This is a genomic window from Halobacillus andaensis (genome assembly GCF_014636475.1).
GTDB lineage: Bacteria > Bacillota > Bacilli > Bacillales > Halobacillaceae > Halobacillus_A > Halobacillus_A andaensis.
The window spans coordinates 64,128-80,139 of the sequence record NZ_BMEL01000003.1 but is presented as its reverse complement, the minus strand read 5'-3'; the positions used below and the strand labels follow the sequence as shown (position 1 = coordinate 80,139).

At 41.1% G+C, this 16,012-nt stretch carries 16 protein-coding genes and 1 riboswitch; of the genes, 10 read left to right on the top strand and 6 right to left on the bottom strand.

Translation table 11 applies throughout. The features are described 5' to 3' along the window. Nucleotides 1-237: 237 nt before the first annotated feature. From IEV27_RS11690 to IEV27_RS11675, 4 genes are all read left to right on the top strand, one after another. A complete protein-coding gene (locus IEV27_RS11690) occupies nt 238-426 on the top strand; it encodes a hypothetical protein (RefSeq protein WP_188377683.1) in 189 nt (62 codons plus the stop codon). A gap of 17 nt (nt 427-443) precedes the next feature. Then, on the top strand, nt 444-1,007 hold the full coding sequence (locus tag IEV27_RS11685; RefSeq protein ID WP_188377682.1) for a GNAT family N-acetyltransferase: 564 nt from the start codon (nt 444-446) through the stop codon (nt 1,005-1,007). A gap of 14 nt (nt 1,008-1,021) precedes the next feature. Beyond that, nucleotides 1,022-1,321 carry a hypothetical protein gene (locus IEV27_RS11680; protein ID WP_188377681.1) on the top strand — a complete coding sequence of 100 codons (300 nt, stop codon included), beginning with the start codon at nt 1,022-1,024 and terminating at the stop codon, nt 1,319-1,321. A gap of 129 nt (nt 1,322-1,450) precedes the next feature. After that, a complete protein-coding gene (locus tag IEV27_RS11675) occupies nt 1,451-3,175 on the top strand; it encodes a nitrilase-related carbon-nitrogen hydrolase (protein WP_188377680.1) in 1,725 nt (574 codons plus the stop codon). Between the two features lie 865 nt (nt 3,176-4,040). Here the strand turns inward: IEV27_RS11675 and IEV27_RS11670 are convergent. Beyond that, on the bottom strand, nt 4,041-5,264 hold the full coding sequence (locus IEV27_RS11670) for a dicarboxylate/amino acid:cation symporter (protein WP_188377679.1): 1,224 nt from the start codon (nt 5,262-5,264) through the stop codon (nt 4,041-4,043). A gap of 198 nt (nt 5,265-5,462) precedes the next feature. Here IEV27_RS11670 and IEV27_RS11665 point away from each other — a divergent pair, with 198 nt between their 5' ends. Then, complete coding sequence (locus tag IEV27_RS11665; protein ID WP_188377678.1) at nt 5,463-5,834, top strand: VOC family protein; 372 nt, start codon at nt 5,463-5,465, stop codon at nt 5,832-5,834. Nucleotides 5,835-5,860: 26 nt separating this feature from the next. Continuing rightward, nucleotides 5,861-6,496 (top strand): FusB/FusC family EF-G-binding protein, encoded by a 636-nt coding sequence (locus tag IEV27_RS11660; protein ID WP_188377677.1) that lies wholly within the window; start codon nt 5,861-5,863, stop codon nt 6,494-6,496. Between the two features lie 243 nt (nt 6,497-6,739). Here IEV27_RS11660 and IEV27_RS11655 read toward each other — a convergent pair whose 3' ends face one another. Further along, the gene (locus IEV27_RS11655) at nt 6,740-7,675 is read right to left on the bottom strand and encodes an alpha/beta hydrolase (RefSeq protein ID WP_188377676.1); all 936 of its coding nucleotides are present in this window, start codon (nt 7,673-7,675) and stop codon (nt 6,740-6,742) included. A gap of 127 nt (nt 7,676-7,802) precedes the next feature. Here IEV27_RS11655 and IEV27_RS11650 point away from each other — a divergent pair, with 127 nt between their 5' ends. The 4 genes from IEV27_RS11650 to IEV27_RS11635 all read left to right on the top strand — a co-directional run bounded on the left by IEV27_RS11650 (nt 7,803) and on the right by IEV27_RS11635 (nt 11,251). Beyond that, nucleotides 7,803-8,693: an NAD(P)/FAD-dependent oxidoreductase gene (locus IEV27_RS11650; protein ID WP_188377675.1), complete on the top strand. Its 891-nt coding sequence runs from the start codon at nt 7,803-7,805 to the stop codon at nt 8,691-8,693. 160 nt (nt 8,694-8,853) lie between these two features. After that, nucleotides 8,854-9,246 (top strand): VOC family protein, encoded by a 393-nt coding sequence (locus IEV27_RS11645; RefSeq protein WP_188377674.1) that lies wholly within the window; start codon nt 8,854-8,856, stop codon nt 9,244-9,246. Continuing rightward, nucleotides 9,239-9,949, top strand: coding sequence for a GntR family transcriptional regulator (locus tag IEV27_RS11640; RefSeq protein ID WP_188377673.1), 711 nt, complete (start codon nt 9,239-9,241; stop codon nt 9,947-9,949). Before IEV27_RS11645 ends, IEV27_RS11640 begins: the two co-directional genes overlap by 8 nt. An 87-nt stretch (nt 9,950-10,036) precedes the next feature. Then, complete coding sequence (locus IEV27_RS11635) at nt 10,037-11,251, top strand: M24 family metallopeptidase (protein WP_188377672.1); 1,215 nt, start codon at nt 10,037-10,039, stop codon at nt 11,249-11,251. Between the two features lie 643 nt (nt 11,252-11,894). On the opposite strand, the gene IEV27_RS11630 is transcribed toward IEV27_RS11635, so the two are convergent. From IEV27_RS11630 to IEV27_RS11615, 4 genes are read right to left on the bottom strand one after another with little or no spacing between them, the layout of a single operon-like run. Then, the gene (locus IEV27_RS11630; protein ID WP_188377671.1) at nt 11,895-12,674 is read right to left on the bottom strand and encodes an energy-coupling factor transporter transmembrane component T family protein; all 780 of its coding nucleotides are present in this window, start codon (nt 12,672-12,674) and stop codon (nt 11,895-11,897) included. Beyond that, nucleotides 12,661-14,313 (bottom strand): ABC transporter ATP-binding protein, encoded by a 1,653-nt coding sequence (locus IEV27_RS11625; RefSeq protein ID WP_188377670.1) that lies wholly within the window; start codon nt 14,311-14,313, stop codon nt 12,661-12,663. The genes IEV27_RS11630 and IEV27_RS11625 overlap by 14 nt, the downstream gene beginning before the upstream one ends. After that, complete coding sequence (locus IEV27_RS11620; RefSeq protein WP_188377669.1) at nt 14,310-14,888, bottom strand: ECF transporter S component; 579 nt, start codon at nt 14,886-14,888, stop codon at nt 14,310-14,312. The genes IEV27_RS11625 and IEV27_RS11620 overlap by 4 nt, the downstream gene beginning before the upstream one ends. Next, nucleotides 14,885-15,487 (bottom strand): YkoF family thiamine/hydroxymethylpyrimidine-binding protein, encoded by a 603-nt coding sequence (locus tag IEV27_RS11615; protein ID WP_188377668.1) that lies wholly within the window; start codon nt 15,485-15,487, stop codon nt 14,885-14,887. Before IEV27_RS11615 ends, IEV27_RS11620 begins: the two co-directional genes overlap by 4 nt. 95 nt (nt 15,488-15,582) lie before the next feature. Continuing rightward, a riboswitch (TPP riboswitch) is annotated at nt 15,583-15,686 on the bottom strand. Nucleotides 15,687-16,012 lie beyond the last annotated feature (326 nt).

Here is a 16,012-nt window from a genome sequence, read left to right as displayed (position 1 = left end):
TTTAAATAGATTAAAAAAAAGCGTAAAAAATGAAAAGATTTTGTCATTTATTGTAGAAGAAGGTAAGTTGTTGATATGACTGAGATAGAAAGGGGGACCTTTTATTGATTTAAATGGGTAAAATGAGCCGTTTGATGGATAAGAAGATTTAGATTTAAAGAAAATTATGGAATAAAAAGAGAATTGATTCAAATTGTGATATATTTACTAGAAAGTTTAATAGAAAAGGGGGATTGTATGGGGCTTTTATTATATGTACTGTTCACTGCAGCGACGTTGGCTGTTTTTTATTTCATCGTTGAAACTGCTGTAAAGAACGGTATTGATAAGTCGCGTTTAGGGAAAGCATTGGCAGAGAAAAACGGCATCGAATTAAATGAGGAGAATAAAAGAGCATCATGGCTAGACGATGATTTAGATAACTAAGGAAAGGAGCTGGACGGGTGAATCCAATACTTATCGATTTTCCAAGCGAGTTTGAAACCGAACGATTACATATTCGAATGCCAAAGCCGGGGGACGGCCCAAAAGTCTATCAAGCCGTTCAAGCATCCAGAGCTGACATAAAACCATGGCTTCCATTCGCACAAAAAGATCAGACGGAAGAAGAAACCGAAATCAATATAAGGGAAGCACACATCCGATTTCTTCAAAGAGAAGATCTTAGGATGCTGGCTTTTCATAAAGAAACGGGAGAACTCATCTGTTCTACTGGATTACATCGCATGGATTGGGAAGTGCCGAAGTTTGAGATTGGTTATTGGGTAGATTCAAGGTTTAGTGGAAAAGGGTATACAACGGAGACAGTAGCCGGGTTAACAGCGTTTGCTTTCCGTGAGTTAAAGGCGAAGCGTGTGGAAATTCGTTGTGATGCCATTAATCATCGAAGTCGAGCCATTCCTGAGAAATTAGATTTTACACTAGAAGGTGTTTTACACAATGATGATGTTTCAGTAGATGGCCAACAACTCAGAGATACGTGCGTGTATGCGAAGGTAAAAAGATAGAGGGGAGTTATGCAATGAGAGTGATGTTAGAATTGGTGCGCATTATACTGATTTTCGGGCTTTTAGGCAGTTTTTTTATGTACATCCTTACCGATTTGTATGGAGTAAATGCAGTCACTTCTAAATATCGGTGGATCGCCGGGCTTGGCATCTACGTATTTTTATTTGTACTTTATCGAAACAGGTGGCAGTTTTCAGGATGGTATCATGGAAAAGGCAGGAAAAAGCTTCCTCAGGTTGTAACGTACGGTTTAAGTGGGTGTGCTGCTTTATTGGTAGTGTCTCCATTTTTACTTCGTTTGTTTTTAAGCTGACAGTGAGCTTTTGAAATCAGCAATCAGGCGCTTCTCTCTAAAGGGGGAGCGTTTTTTGTATCTCCTCTCTATTTTCGATAAACTGTAAATAACATATGATTGTTTAAGACAGCCAGGAGGTGGAGAGGTATGGAGAAACCATTCAAAGCAGCGTCTGTTCAGTTTAATCCGAAATTGAATCGACGCAATGCAAATATCAGGGAGTTAAAATCGCGCGTTAAACAAGCTGCAGAACAAGGGGCAAAGCTGATTGTCACTCCAGAAATGGCGACGACCGGGTATCATTACTTAGATCGTTCAGCGATTAGTACATATGTGGATACCATTCCTGGTCTGACGACAGATCAGTTTTCTGAAATCGCCGAAGAATATGGTGTATATATTGTGATTGGCATGGCAAAGGAAGATTTAGAAACTGGACTTTACTACAATTCATCTGCTCTTGTTGGCCCGGAAGGATATATAGGTAAATACAGGAAAATCCACCAGTGGGTCGTAGAGAATTATTGGTCGTGCTGGGGCGATATCGGTTGTCCTGTATATGAAACTGAAATCGGAAAAATCTCTATGATTATCTGCCAGGATTCTACTTATTTAGAATCCGCTCGGTTAGCTGCAGTAAATGGGGCTGATATCTTGTGTTTCCCTACGAATTCTTCGAGTGCTTCCATTTCCATGCTGCAGCATTGGTCCGAAATGAACGGACTGTACGTTGTAAGTGCCAACCGTTCGAATAAGGAAGAAGATTTCCAAATGATTGGGGCTAGTGCTATTTGGTCGCCTTACGGGGATAAAATCGCTGAAGCTCCTGTTTCTCGTAATGAGGAAGGAGAAGGGCCAGGTTTGCTCATTGGAGAGATTAACCCAGCAGATTATCAAAACCCTGCGAAAGATCGCATGCTAGAACGAAGAATGGATTCTTACAAGGAGTTAATGCTGTTTCTCGGTCCATGGGATTACACGAAAAACACACACTCCCGGCATATTAAAGCAGGAGCGATTCAATATGAGCCAGTCATTGGGAATAAAGAAGCCAATTTACACAAAGTAAAACAGCTGATTGATGAAAAAGTAGAAGAAGATGTGAACTTAATTGTTCTTCCTGAGGTGTCTGTGATCGGCCCTGTGAAAACGAAGAAAAAGCAAGACATTCATTCTTTTGCAGAAACAGACGATGGTCCAACCGTTCGGGAAATGAAAAAGATTGCTCAAGAAAAGGGTGCCCATATTGTGTTTGGTTTCGCCGAAAAAGAACTTCCCCATTATTACAATTCCGCGATTCTCATCAGTCCAGAAGGAGAAGTGATTGGCAAGCACCGAAAAATCCACCTGGATGATTGGGATGAGCATTGGGCTACGCCTGGCAATCAGATCTCTATTACGCCTGTTAATGGGTTTGGGCGAATCGGCATGATGATAGGATATGATGCTGTTTTTCCAGAAGTGGCAAGCGTGATGGCTGTGAAACGTGCCGATATGATATGCATTCCGACTAGCTGGAACGGTCAATACGGCATAGAGCTTTCGATGAATGATGATATGTTTGATAAGCCTTATCCAAAAGGAACCGTTTCCACCTGGGATGCGGTTGCCAAGGGTGCTCAATCCTTTACGATCGTGGCTAACTTTGTAGGAACTGAGGAAAATTTTAAAGGAAGAAGTGCCATTTACAATCTGGATCAGAACTATACAGAAGATGAAACAGTGATTGCTTCAGAAACAGAAGAATCTGTATTGGTGAACAACTTCCATACCATGAAAACAGACTGGTGGCTTGATCAAGAGAAGTTGATTCTTACAAGGCGTACCGCTTTTTATAAGCCGCTCGTAACACGTGAGCCGCCGTTCTTTTAACACAGTCTTTTATAAAAATATGAATTTAAAAAATATGAAAAAGCAGCTTTTCAACATATTAAAAAGTGTAAAAATTCCTTGCGTTAGAAAGAATAAAGGATAGAAAACGACTAAGTCCACTGAAAAAGTCCTTTCTAATCTAAAAGAGCTTTTAAAGTTTGTTAGGGAATTTCACGAATCGCTTTTCGGTGGATGCTTGCTGTGGGCACGGCCTCAGCTAACTTGGCCAAGAAGATCACTTGACCAAGTGGATCTTCGGCTCGCGCTGTTCCCGCGACGCACCGGACGTGCTAGTGTCGATGTTGGCCATAGGACGTGGCCGGTTTTAATCGACCAGGCGTCACCACCGAACGCTCATCGTGGCATCAACAGAGATCACTCTAAAAACCCATGGGAATGTTCAGCTCTCTGCTCTTAAAAACCATCTATACGTTTTTTGTCATGGATCTCGTGGCCGGACCAGGTTGACAAGGCGTCATTCCATTGAAGTTTTTCATCTTTGATGCAACGCACACTAGAGCACGATATAATCAAACATCTCTTCAAGAAGTGCTGCCTGCCGTTCTAAAGTAAAAGGCTAAATAACGATATAGGTTGAAACGAAGATTAACGAATGGAAACATAGGCACGGATACGAGGCCGCTTCATCTTTGTGTCTCGAAGGCATGCGCATACAAGGGGCGATGGAGATGTTCACAGCTAATAGAAGGCGTAAATCTCTTAAAGTTAGAAGAAAAGCGGACGGTGTGGAAATTAAGTTCCACACCGTCCGCTTTTTTAAATTTTACCTTTCATAGACCTTCAGTTATCGCCAGACCATAAATGGAGGAACGGTGAGATATCGTCTCTACATCCATCCAAGCTTTTAGGATTGAGGTGAACTTTTTTCTGTTTTGTTAATGACCGATGTACCTACTAAATCACCGGTTACATTTAATGCGGTAGCGCCCATTCCAACAAGAACATCAACGGCTGTCAGCAATGCGACAGCTTCCATTGGAAGCCCTACCTGGGCGAATACGGTAGCAATCATAACGATTCCTGCACCGGGTACGCCGGCTGTTCCAACGGATGCCAATGTACCAACAATGACGATTTGTAAAATGGCAGCAAAGCCAAGCGGTTCATTAATAACATTTGCCGCAAACACAGCCGATACGGCAATACGAATGGCAGCTCCGTCCATGTTAATGGTTGCGCCAAGCGGCAGGCTAAAGCCATACAAACTTTTATTCAATCCTAAATTGCGAGCCGCATTTAGCGTCAAAGGCAAAGTACCTGAGCTGCTTTGCGTTACAAAAGCAGTCACTAGCGGTGTACGTGCTTCCTTTAAAAAGGCACCCGGCCCAATCTTGCTAATGAGTAGAATAACAAGGTAAAAGGTAAGCTGAACAAATATAGCAATGTACAGAACCAAAATAAAATTCCCAAGCGAAAGCAATGTATCCGTTCCTTGACTACCGACGACATTTGCAATAATAGCGAAAATTCCAATGGGAACGAATTGCAGAATCCCTTTCATTACCGTGAGGGTTACTTCATTTAACGCATCAATTCCTTTGAAAAGTCTATCGCCAGCCTCGTGGTAATCAGTTGTCGAACGTAAATACGAAATGGCAATCCCGAATACGAGTGCCGTAAAGATAATCCCGAGTAAATTAAGTTCGGAAAATGCCGTTACGATGTTATCCGGAACGATATTTAATAAGACTTCTACGACTCCTGGGTTTTCCGGCGTTTCAAAGCTTTCATCACCACTTAATGAAGTGCCTGTACCAGGATTAAATAAGCTGGCCACCGTCACTCCCACAATAATGGCTGCGGCGGAAGTAGCTAAATAATAGAGGAAAACCTTTCCGCCCATCCGGCCAAGACTTCCGATATTCGTTTGATTTACCCCGACGATTAGAGTGAAGAGGATAAGCGGTAAAATAATAAATTGCAGTAAACGAAGTAATAAGTCGCCGAATGGCTCTAATACACTGGCACTTTCTCCAAAGATAAGACCAACTAAGATCCCGAGACTTAAAGCAACAGTGATTTTTTTAATAAGAGATACGCCTGCATAAGCCTTAAAAAAACTTCTCATGTCATTGCCTCCTTTTTGATATCTATAATTCTGATCGTTTTACTACGAATTTGACTTTACTTACGATAAACGATGCCTATGAGCATGTCAATTTCTATGCTTTCTCTATCTAGGATGCCTTATCTTTCAGAAGTTACTACCTGACTTTTTGGGAGAGGATGTAGTAGGATAATAGTATAAAGAAAGGGGTTGCAAGCAGTGTACGAAGGCATTCATCATGTATCTATAATTGTAACTGATATTGAACGTGCGAAGCATTTCTATGGAGAGGTGCTCGGATTTGAAGAAAGCAGCGAACGACCTGATTTTGGTTTCCCTGGTGCCTGGTATCAAGTGGGCAGCACGCAAATTCACCTTATTGTTCATGAAGAAGGTCATACGTTAAGAGGGACCACTGAAATTGATAGCCGAGATGGACATTTTGCGATCAGAGCTAAAAACATAGAGGATGTTATTGAGAATTTGAGGAAACACAATGTTGAATTCGTTGATAAGCCACATAATAAAACAGAGTGGCATCAAGTTTTCATCAGTGATCCAGACGGTAATTTAATTGAATTTAATAAATAGACAGACTCCAAAAAGGAGGAATCGCCTTGGAATCGTTCATCCGCAGTGATCAGTTTAATTTTATTAAAGACCAAACTCATCATTTAATTCATGGACATTCTACGGTAAACGATCACGGGGTTATTCAAGCCCTAAAATCTATTTCCGAAGAAAAAGTGCTTAATATTTTTGAAGAATTATCAGCTGCTCAAATAGAAATGGTTAAACAAGTGACTGGAATTGAAGATCAGGCAGATGCTGTACTGATCCTATCCCAATTAAAACATTATGTGATCCCTTTTCCAGAGGTCCAGGAAAATGAAATTAAAAAAATGTTTCCGAAAGTAAAGAAGGTTAAAGTCCCTGTGTTAAAAGATGTTGATCGAAGAGAGCTATCTTATCTCGGATGGAACGACCATGGGGCCCACCGTAAATATATTGTGTTTCAAGAAGGTAAAAGCTTAAAAGGGATAGCGGGAGACTTTTCTAAATCAAGAACAAAGGGCATTTGTTCAATTTGTCAAGAGCATGAGAAAGTGGGGATGTTTACAACAACCATTAAAGAGTCGGAGCAGCAAACGGTGAAAAGAGGCAACTATATTTGTCAGGATAGTATGATGTGTAATCAAAAAGTGACTTCATTGGAGCCTATGCATGACCTTATGAATCGTTTAAGAACTTAATAAGTCAAAAGAAAGTGGAAGCTAATTGCGGAGGCTTCCACTTTTTATTTCATTGTCTAGGAAATTATAAAATTCCAAGCTGTGGATATATATGTTTAAAAGAGCGACATCCAGCTCCAGCGCCCAGACCCTCGCGTCATAAGCAATCCGCCCTGCGGAAGGGAAGGCCGGCTTCCTCCGGCCGTTTTGCTTATGCGTTTCGTGTCTACCAGGGCGCTTGCGCCTTTGTTCTGTAAAACGCCATTAGTCATCTAAAAAGTTTACGATTTTTGTTAGAACGATCTCTCTCGTTGCCGGATCATCATTGATTAATTCATGCTGACCCTCATCAATCAGTACGGTCCTTGCGTTGCAGAAACGCTTGTGAATAAAGGGAAGGTTATAGGTCCATTCCACTGTATCGTCTTTATTCCCCTGGATGACAAACAAATCCGTCGCAAGTGGAGGATAGCGGTGAATCGTTTGGTTCCATTCCATTAATGCTCTTAGCCAGCTTAATGGAATAGCTTTAGGCTGCAATGGATCTCTTTTTAAAAAGGCTACGTATTCTTTACTCATCGCTCGTTTTTTGATCTGTCTTTTGACTTGTTTTATAAAAGGAATGAGTTGAACGAAACTGTAAGCTATTTTCGTTAAGTACCAGTGATTCGATCGAACAAGGGGGGCTAACAAAATAACTTTATCAAAAGGGTGGGTGCGATGTTTCAATAAATAATCGAGAATGATCGCTCCGCCTGTACTATGCCCGATGACGTAAAAAGGATCGGGCATTTCTGCTTTTACTTTTTCCATTAATTTTTCTAACGTCGTAACGTAATCAGCAAAGCTGCTGACGGAGGCTCGATCACCGTTGGATAGTCCGTGGCCTTGTAAATCATAACTTATGACGCGGTAATGATGGCTCGTTAAATGTTGAATGATTTTATTTAAATGACCGACATGATTTAAATAGCCATGCAAAAGAAAGATGGTAGCTTCGCTTTTCTCAGGTGTGAAAATCTGTACCGCAATTTCTGTTTTATCAATTTCAAGCTTGCCCAGGTTAAATTCTACTCCCTTAATATCCAAGCCATAAAACTTTAAATAAGCTGCGATATCATTACTCATTTGTACAGGTTGGTGGAAATTTAACGGATGATCAAGCTTTGTTAAACGAGAGATAACGTCTTCAATGCTCATAACCGGATCCCCTTATGGTTGGTGTATTTTTATTATGAACGAAAGCTCCTTGAACTATTTTTCATTATAGTAAATCTTTTGAGATAAGGGAAAGGTAAGGAAAATACAAGGGAAGGGGCAACTGGACATGAATTATGATTGTATCATTATAGGAGGCGGGGTTGCTGGTTTACAGGCATCCATTCAGTTAGGGAGATATATGAGAAAAGTCGCTGTTATAGATGCTGAGGAGGGACGATCAACATTATGTCAGAAATACAATAATATTTTAGGGTTCCCTCATGGAGTCAGCGGAGATACTCTGCGTCAAGCAGGCCGCGAACATGCTGAGCGGCTAGGTGTGCATTTTTACAAAGATGAGGTTTGTCATTTACATAAGGAAAGCGGCTGGTTTGAAGCTGAAGGACAAATTAGCTTAAGAGGAAAGACGGTTCTGCTGGCTACTGGAGTCAAAGATCATATTCCCAATATTCCTGGAATTGAACCGTGTTTAGGGCTTTCGGTGTTTGTTTGCCCAGATTGTGATGGCTATGAAATTAAGGGAAAGAAAACAGCTGTCTTAGGTACAGGCGACGTTGGTGCGGGAATGGCGTTAACGTTGTCATATTGGAGTTCAGATCTTATTTATATCAATCATGATAGCAAACAAGTGTCACAAAAGTTACAGGCGAAATTAAATGAACATACGATTGTAACAGAGAATGATTCCATTCAGGACGTTATTCATGAGAACGGACAAATCCAAATCATAAAGACAGCTAGTGGAAGACAGTATGAGGTAGATAAGGCCTTTGTTGCTTTTGGCGGGAACCAGGTACGTTCTGATCTAGCGGTACAACTAGGAGCGGAGACGCTTAAGAATCATCACATTATTGTGGATCCCCAGACAAAAATGACATCCGTACACGGGCTATGGGCGGCAGGGGATACAGTTGCTCATTCAGAACTTGTAACCGCAGCGATGGGGGAAGCATCAATTGCTGCTCTTTGGATCCATAAGAAGCTGATGAATGAGTAATAGGTCTCTTTAAATAAAAATTTTGGTAGTATACTGTTCATAAGTTTTCCGGTCATTTCCTGTTCACTGTCTTAGCATGTAAATCTAAAACAGAAATGTGTTCAACTTAAGAATGCATTGTATAATAATAATCAAGCAGGAACGTGAAGGAGAGGGAGACATGAGAGAATTAGTAAGAGTGGGGACAACGTATTTACCGGTAAATGATGTAGAAGCATCTGCCCAGTGGTACGTGAAAAAACTTGGAGTCGAATTAAGTTACAAAGATGAAGAAAAAGCGATAGTGAATATGGCCAATCAAAGCTTCTTTCTCGTTAAAGCTAAAGGAGGGGAAACATCGAATTTTACGGATTACAAAGGACGTCGCTGCTTTTCCTTCACTTTTGAAGTGAACGGAGACACCGCCTTGCAAAACCTTCATCAAAAGTTTATTAATAATGGGATACAAGTGGGAGAAATTGAGGACCGTGGCCACCTAGGCAGGAATTTTGTGTTCTACGATTTAAATGGGAATCAGTTTGATGTTTGGAGTGAGTTAAGTCAAAATGTCTAGCCATCAAAGAAAAATGCCGTTGTATGTGCAAATAAAAAACAAAATGATTCACAATGTTAATGAAGAAATTTGGCCCCCGGGAGAATCCATTCCATCCGAGAGTCAGTTGATGGCACAATACAACGTCAGCCGTACGACGATTAGACAAGCTGTACGTGATCTCGTGCAAGCAGGTATTTTAGAAACTAGAAGAGGAGCCCCCACAAAAGTTCGCCAACAGCCTCAGGAAAACATGGAAAACCCCGGGGTTATTCATCATGAGCTGGGAGAGGAGATGGCTGTCAAAATTCTCCGCGCTGAAAATCGCCTTCCTCATTATTTCGCTAAAAGTCAGTTACATATTTCAGAGGACGAAGAGGTGTATGTCTTAGAGAGGCTTCGTTTAGCGGATCAGAAGCCCATAGCCTTCCAACAATTATTTATGCCAAAGGATATTGGAGAAAAAGTGCATGACAAAGCGGAAGTAGACTTTGATCTCTTCCCTCACCTTGGAAGATACAATATCCACTATTCTACGATTAAAGAAAATGTATCCGCCAGCAACGCAACTCGATATGAAGCTGACTTGCTTGGTATCACACCCGGTGAAGCATTAATTGATATTGAACGAATCACGTTAGGGATGGATCAGCAACCTATTGAGTACAGCCGTACGAAATATCTACCAGCTTCTTTCCACTATCGAATCGAAATAGGCAGCTAATTCAGTTTATCTTATTGTAATAAGTTATAACTTGTTGTAACATGTAAGTAATAGATAAATAAATAGATTTCGAAAGGTAGGAGGAAAATGGGGAAGTTGCAAAGCATTCGTCATGATAAAACTCAAATTGACCTCGTTCGTATGAGGCAATATCGGTTAGGTAGAGTAAGAGAGCAGTTGAAAAAACTAGGATATGGCGGCATCGTCATTTTTGATCCAGTGAATTTGCGCTATGCGACAGGAAGCAGAAACATGCAAGTGTTTATGCTAAGAAATCCGGCACGTTATGTTTTTATTCCTACTGAAGGCCCTGTGACATTGTTTGACTTTCCAAACTGTGAGCATTTATCAGAAGGAATAGAAACAATTGATCAAGTACGTCCAGCGATTACATTATCGTACGTAGCCTCCGGAGAGAACCTATATGATAACGCCAAACAGTGGGCGAAAGAAATAGAAGATTTAATGAAGCAGCATGCGGGGGATAATAAGAAGCTAGCCGTTGATTATATTCCGTCTGTAGGCGCAATTGAATTAGCTAAATTGGGAATCGAAGTGAAGGATGGACAAGAACCCATTGAGCATGCGCGCAGTATTAAAAATAAACAAGAGTTAGAAGCGATGAAAATCTCTGTACGAACAGCGGAAGAGGGTATGATTCGAATGCAAGAGGCGCTGAAGCCCGGCATTACGGAAAATGAATTATGGTCTTACCTTCATCAAACGAATATTGCTCAGGGCGGAGATTACGTAGAGACACGGCTGTTAAGTTCAGGACACCGCACAAATCCTTGGTTTCAAGAGTGCAGTGATAAAGTGATTAATGAAGGTGAACTAGTCGCTTTTGACACCGATATGAATGGCCCGTTTGGTTACTTTACAGATATTAGCCGAACGTTCTATTGCGGAGATAGCGAACCAAGCGATGAACAGAAACGCTTGTACCAAGTAGCTTATGAGCAAATTCAGTATAATATTGATTTATTAAAACCTGGAATGACATTTAGAGAGTATGCAGAAAAAAGCTGGCAGATTCCAGATGAGTTTTTCCCTAACCGTTACTTTACTGTGGCTCATGGGACGGGGCTTAGCGGTGAATATCCTTATATCGTCTATCCACAAGACTTTGAAGAAAAAGGGTACGATGGTGTAATTGAAGAGAATATGGTGCTTTCCGTAGAAAGCTATATCGGTTCTCCAGGGGGGAAAGAAGGAGTTAAACTGGAGGAGCAGCTTCACGTTACGAAGGATGGCGTAGAAAATTTCTCCGACTTTCCTTTTGAACATCGACTATTAAAATAAGGAAAAAAGGATTTCAACGTAATTCTCTTTTAGGAGGTCGAGAAAGCTTTGATCGCTTGTCGGTGGATGCTTGCCGCGGGCACGGCCTAAGCTAACTTGGTCAAGAAGTTCACTAGACCAAGTGGATCTTCGGCTCGCGCTGTTCCCGCGACGCACCGGACGTGCTAGTGTCGATGTTGGCCACAGGACGTGGCCGGTTTTAATCGACCAGGCGTCACCACCGAACGCTGATTGTGGAATTGACAGAGAACAATAAAAAATCCATTCGTATGTTACAAAGGGCGATGGTGATTTTTACAGCTAATGTGAAACGAATCGTTAACTTATGAAGGGATAATAGAAGGAGCAATTCTCTTAAAAGCTAGAAGAAAAGCGGTCTTCGTGGAATCTAAATTCCACGAAGACCGCTTTTTTAAATGGACCTTCAGTTTTTCAGTGGGCTCGCTTAATAGAGTTCGAGGAGGCCTTAAATAGGAAGTGTTCGGCACATCGTGTGCCAACATCGACCCCACGTCATGTGGGGCCATGAAAAGGGAGTCGTTTCTTAAAAACTCTTGGTCAAGCAAGGTTAAAGAGAACGAAGGTTCTACTACAAGCTGAATTTAAGCAGCGAATGATTGCATGACAAACGTGCACTTATTTCTTACAATTGGCCGTTATACCAGGCAAAGTAGTCAAAAATAATTGATAGCGTGATAAATACCCCTAGTGCTGTAAACATGATGATAGGAAACAGCCAATCTTTCTTTGTCACATACAAGTTATGATAGTAGGTTCGATTTCTATCCCCTGTAAACCCTTTTGATTCCATTGCAATCGCTGTCCGTTCAGCCTTGCGAATGGCGCCAGCAAGAAGAGGGATGACAAAGCGCTTATATTGCTTCATTTTTTCTTTTAATGAGGTGGCTTGATTCATCCCTCGTATGCGATGAGCCGCTCTAATTTGCTGGAATTCTGTTTTCATCAATGGCAAGAATCGATACCCGGCTAAAATGCCGTATGCTAATTTAGGCGGCAGTTTTAGTTGTTGAATCAAGCTTAAAATAAAATGTACCATATTTGTTGTAAACATAAAGAGTAAAGAGAGCGTGGCAAACGCTAGGATTCGTAACGATAACGAAATGGCTACGAACAAATCTTCTTTCGGAACCTCCCAGCCAGCCCATGAAACTTGGTCGGCTGGGTTTTTGGGTGTATCAGCAAAGGCAATCGTAGACCATAGCATGCCGGCGGCAAATATAAAAAAGGTGAAGAAATAAAGGAAATAGTATTTTTTTCGGAATGAGCCAAACAGCATTGTCAATAATAGGGTCCAAATGATAAATAGGAGTGGCGTAATTGGATCAAAGAGAAAAGCCAAAACAAAAACCAGCCCTAGGATGGTTAATGCTTTAACGCTTGGATTCACATTATGAAGGCACATAAGATGACTCCTTTTCATTAATAAGTTCGGCAAGCTTAATACGAGAAGGGTACTCTAAATGGTGGTTATTTATATCAGACCGCTTCCATAATTCGGCCGGATGAATGTCTGCAGCTAAAGAACCATCCTCCATAACAAGTACGCGTGTAGCAAAGTGATCAACGAGATCCATGTCATGAGTAATCATGATGATAGAGGTACCCATTTCGTATTTTTGCTGTAATAAACTCATGAGTTTCTCTGTAGATCCTGCATCTTGACCAAATGTTGGTTCATCAAGGAAGAGAAGAGATTGCTCACTCACTATCATAGATGCTACACTTAATCTCCTTTTTTGACCCTGACTAAGAGTAAAAGGATTCTTGTCTTTTACGTGAGCTAACTGGCAAATGGAGAGAATATCCTCACATTTTCTTTCAATCTCCTTATTCGAAGCGCCTGTGAGTCGAAGACCAAAAGCGACTTCCTCATAGACGGAATCGGTAATAAATTGGTGCTCTGGATTTTGAAACACATACCCGATTTGTTGATATAAGTCTCTTTCCTTCCATTGACTGAGCTTCTTTTCATTAACTGTAATTGAACCGCTCGTCTGCTGTGTAATACCTGCAAGTAAACGGCTGAGCGAGGTTTTTCCACTCCCGTTTGCCCCGACAATCGCGATGAATTCGTTTTGGTGAATACGCAGGCTGGTTGAATGGATGATCGTTTGACCAGTTGATTTCCAAGTTAATTCATTCGCTTCCAATAATTTTTCCCCGAGGTCCTTTGTAGTGGTTGATTCACATAATGTAAGCCGGTGCGCATTCGTTTCAGAGACTAGTTCTCGTAATGTTAACGGAAATTGATGATACGGTATTTTATTCTCAATGGTTAATTGGGAAGCCAGCGGCATCCAAATGCCTTGTTGCTGCAAGGAGGAACCATGTTTCTCGATCCCGTTTCGAAGCGGTCCGTCATATAGAGGTTCACCGTTCCGTTGTAAAATATAGACACGTTTAAGCAATGGAATCCACTCGTTTAACTGATGTTCAATAACGATAAGTGTAAGATTAAGCTTCTCCTTTAAATGGGTGAGAATGTCTATAAAATCTTTTGTTGCGATAGGGTCTAAATTGGCTGTTGGCTCATCTAAGACTATGACTTTTGGTTCTATGGCAAGGACACAAGCTAAGGATAACTTCTGTTTTTGTCCCCCTGATAATGTAGCAATAGTAGAATCCTTCTCCTTATCTAGTCCAACTAGATTCAGAACTTCTTCAATTTTTGTTTCCATTTCATCCGAAGGGATACGTAAGTTTTCAAGACCAAAAGCTACTTCATCTTCAACGGTTAACATACAAAACTGGGTTTCGGGATCTTGAAAAACCACTCCAACATGCTTACTAATTTCTCCGGCTTCATATTGTCTTGAATCTTTGCCATGAATGGTAACTTGACCTTCGATATGTCCATCGAGTTCTCTTGGAAATAGTCCATTTAAACACTGAATCAGAGAGCTTTTTCCAGAGCCGCTTGGTCCTAAAACTAGCATAGTGTCCCCTTCCTTCACGGTAAAATGAAGGTTTTGAAAAACTGGAGTTTCTTCATCTTCATAATAGAGAGTAAGGTTGTCCACTTGAATCATTTCTTTCCTCATGCTGCATTCTTCCTTCGTTGTTCTTTTACTAAAGCAAAGCTTGAGAGAACACCCGTTTTTGCTAATGCATCACTTAATGCTTTTCCTAGCAATCCTGAGATAATGGCTCCGCTAATCATCCGGGTAACCAGCATCGCTAAAACATAGGTAGAGCTGAGAGCAGCATAGCCAGACGTGAAGTAGCCCCAAACAAAGCTGAAGACAGCGGCCATAACACCTGCCAGCATTAACGTTTGAACGTTGTAGTATTTATAACGCGTCATAGCAAATGCAGATTCGGCACCTAAGCCTTGAATCATACCTGTTATGATGAGCATTGGTCCTATTGCATTACCAAGTAGAACTTCGATAGTGGCTGCAATTGTTTCAGATAAGAAAGCGGCCCCGGGCTTACGGATAATATAGGCGGCAATGATTGAAACGATAAACCAAATGCCAAAAATAAAATCATAGCCAATCGGTCCGAAGAAGCCAACGAGAACTTTTCCTACAGGTAAAAAAGCTAAATAGACGACAGCGAATACAACAGATAAGGCTGACATCACGACAATTTCTTTTAGTCTCCAGTTCTTCATGCCTCATTCCCCTTTGTCGAAGGACTGTTGGCTGAAACCGTTACGGTCATAACCGTGTGGGAGGAGCCGCTTTGTTCCGTTTCACGAAAAACACTTTCGAGTCCATTGAAAATTTGATGGGTATCCCCGTCGAGTCTGGTGGAGTAATGAGCCGGTGAAACATTCACTCCGTTTTCCTTCATGTGGTCAATTTGCTGATAAATCGTATCCATATAGTTTCCACCGCCCATTGGGTAGAGGGAGAACTTGGCTGCAATAGGCTGTTGAATTGAGTGAATCGATGGTTCATTTGCCCGTTCACTAGTTTCCGCCATATATACATCTCCAGCAGAATCACCCGGGCAGCCAATCGAATATGTTCCTTGAAAAGCCACGTGAACACCGCTTTTAGAAACTGTAAGTAAAATCGCTTTTGTCACATCAAAGACGTGTTCCATTCTTCCTCGAATCGTTGTCGTTACATCATCGGTGTGCAGCCAAACCTTTGACGTATCCACTTCTTTTAAGCTATCCATAATATGTTGAATAAAGTGATCAGACATCGGGTGTACCGAAAAGGAGCACCCTGCAATACGTGAATTTCCACATTGTTTGTTCATTTCTTTTCCCTCCTTCGATTTTGAAGCACAAAAAAACTGCATCCCATGGGAATGCAGTCTACAATCGAAAAAGGCTTTACTTTTAAAAAGATCTACGAAAGTCGACTGCACTTCCCCACGCTAGTATTATCTAGTTCGGGTAATAAGGGTCGGATCCTTCTCCTCTCAGCCGCGTGACGCAGCTCCCCTAGTGCTTGACGAAATGTTATGCAGTTTATGTGATTCAATTTTATGGTAGCGGAAGAAACGGTTTTTGTAAACTGTTAAAGTGATAGATGCTCAATAGAGCAAAAAAGTGAATATTCAAATCTAAGAAAATATAATAAGAAATAAAAAATATGCTATCCCGTATTTGAAAAAGGAATAAAGAAACTCTCTACATTTTTTATAGGAGCAAAAAAGTACAATTTTCTATTATTTTTTTACCATTGAATCGCTTTCATATAAAAAGATAGAATGTACAACGAGTATTAAAACGCATACATATGTTACGGACAACTTTGATGCCGCTTACAAAAAAGGAGA

Bases quoted from the DNA above. Each gene is read 5' to 3' on its own strand.
- IEV27_RS11655 (WP_188377676.1), bottom strand. From the start codon at position 7,675: ATGAGCATTGAAGACGTTATCTCTCGTTTAACAAAGCTTGATCATCCG.
- IEV27_RS11670 (WP_188377679.1), bottom strand. From the start codon at position 5,264: ATGAGAAGTTTTTTTAAGGCTTATGCAGGCGTATCTCTTATTAAAAAA.
- IEV27_RS11690 (WP_188377683.1), top strand. From the start codon at position 238: ATGGGGCTTTTATTATATGTACTGTTCACTGCAGCGACGTTGGCTGTT.
- IEV27_RS11680 (WP_188377681.1), top strand. From the start codon at position 1,022: ATGAGAGTGATGTTAGAATTGGTGCGCATTATACTGATTTTCGGGCTT.
- IEV27_RS11645 (WP_188377674.1), top strand. From the start codon at position 8,854: ATGAGAGAATTAGTAAGAGTGGGGACAACGTATTTACCGGTAAATGAT.
- IEV27_RS11615 (WP_188377668.1), bottom strand. From the start codon at position 15,487: ATGAACAAACAATGTGGAAATTCACGTATTGCAGGGTGCTCCTTTTCG.
- IEV27_RS11675 (WP_188377680.1), top strand. From the start codon at position 1,451: ATGGAGAAACCATTCAAAGCAGCGTCTGTTCAGTTTAATCCGAAATTG.
- IEV27_RS11620 (WP_188377669.1), bottom strand. From the start codon at position 14,888: ATGAAGAACTGGAGACTAAAAGAAATTGTCGTGATGTCAGCCTTATCT.
- IEV27_RS11635 (WP_188377672.1), top strand. From the start codon at position 10,037: ATGGGGAAGTTGCAAAGCATTCGTCATGATAAAACTCAAATTGACCTC.
- IEV27_RS11650 (WP_188377675.1), top strand. From the start codon at position 7,803: ATGAATTATGATTGTATCATTATAGGAGGCGGGGTTGCTGGTTTACAG.
- IEV27_RS11640 (WP_188377673.1), top strand. From the start codon at position 9,239: ATGTCTAGCCATCAAAGAAAAATGCCGTTGTATGTGCAAATAAAAAAC.
- IEV27_RS11625 (WP_188377670.1), bottom strand. From the start codon at position 14,313: ATGAGGAAAGAAATGATTCAAGTGGACAACCTTACTCTCTATTATGAA.
- IEV27_RS11630 (WP_188377671.1), bottom strand. From the start codon at position 12,674: ATGTGCCTTCATAATGTGAATCCAAGCGTTAAAGCATTAACCATCCTA.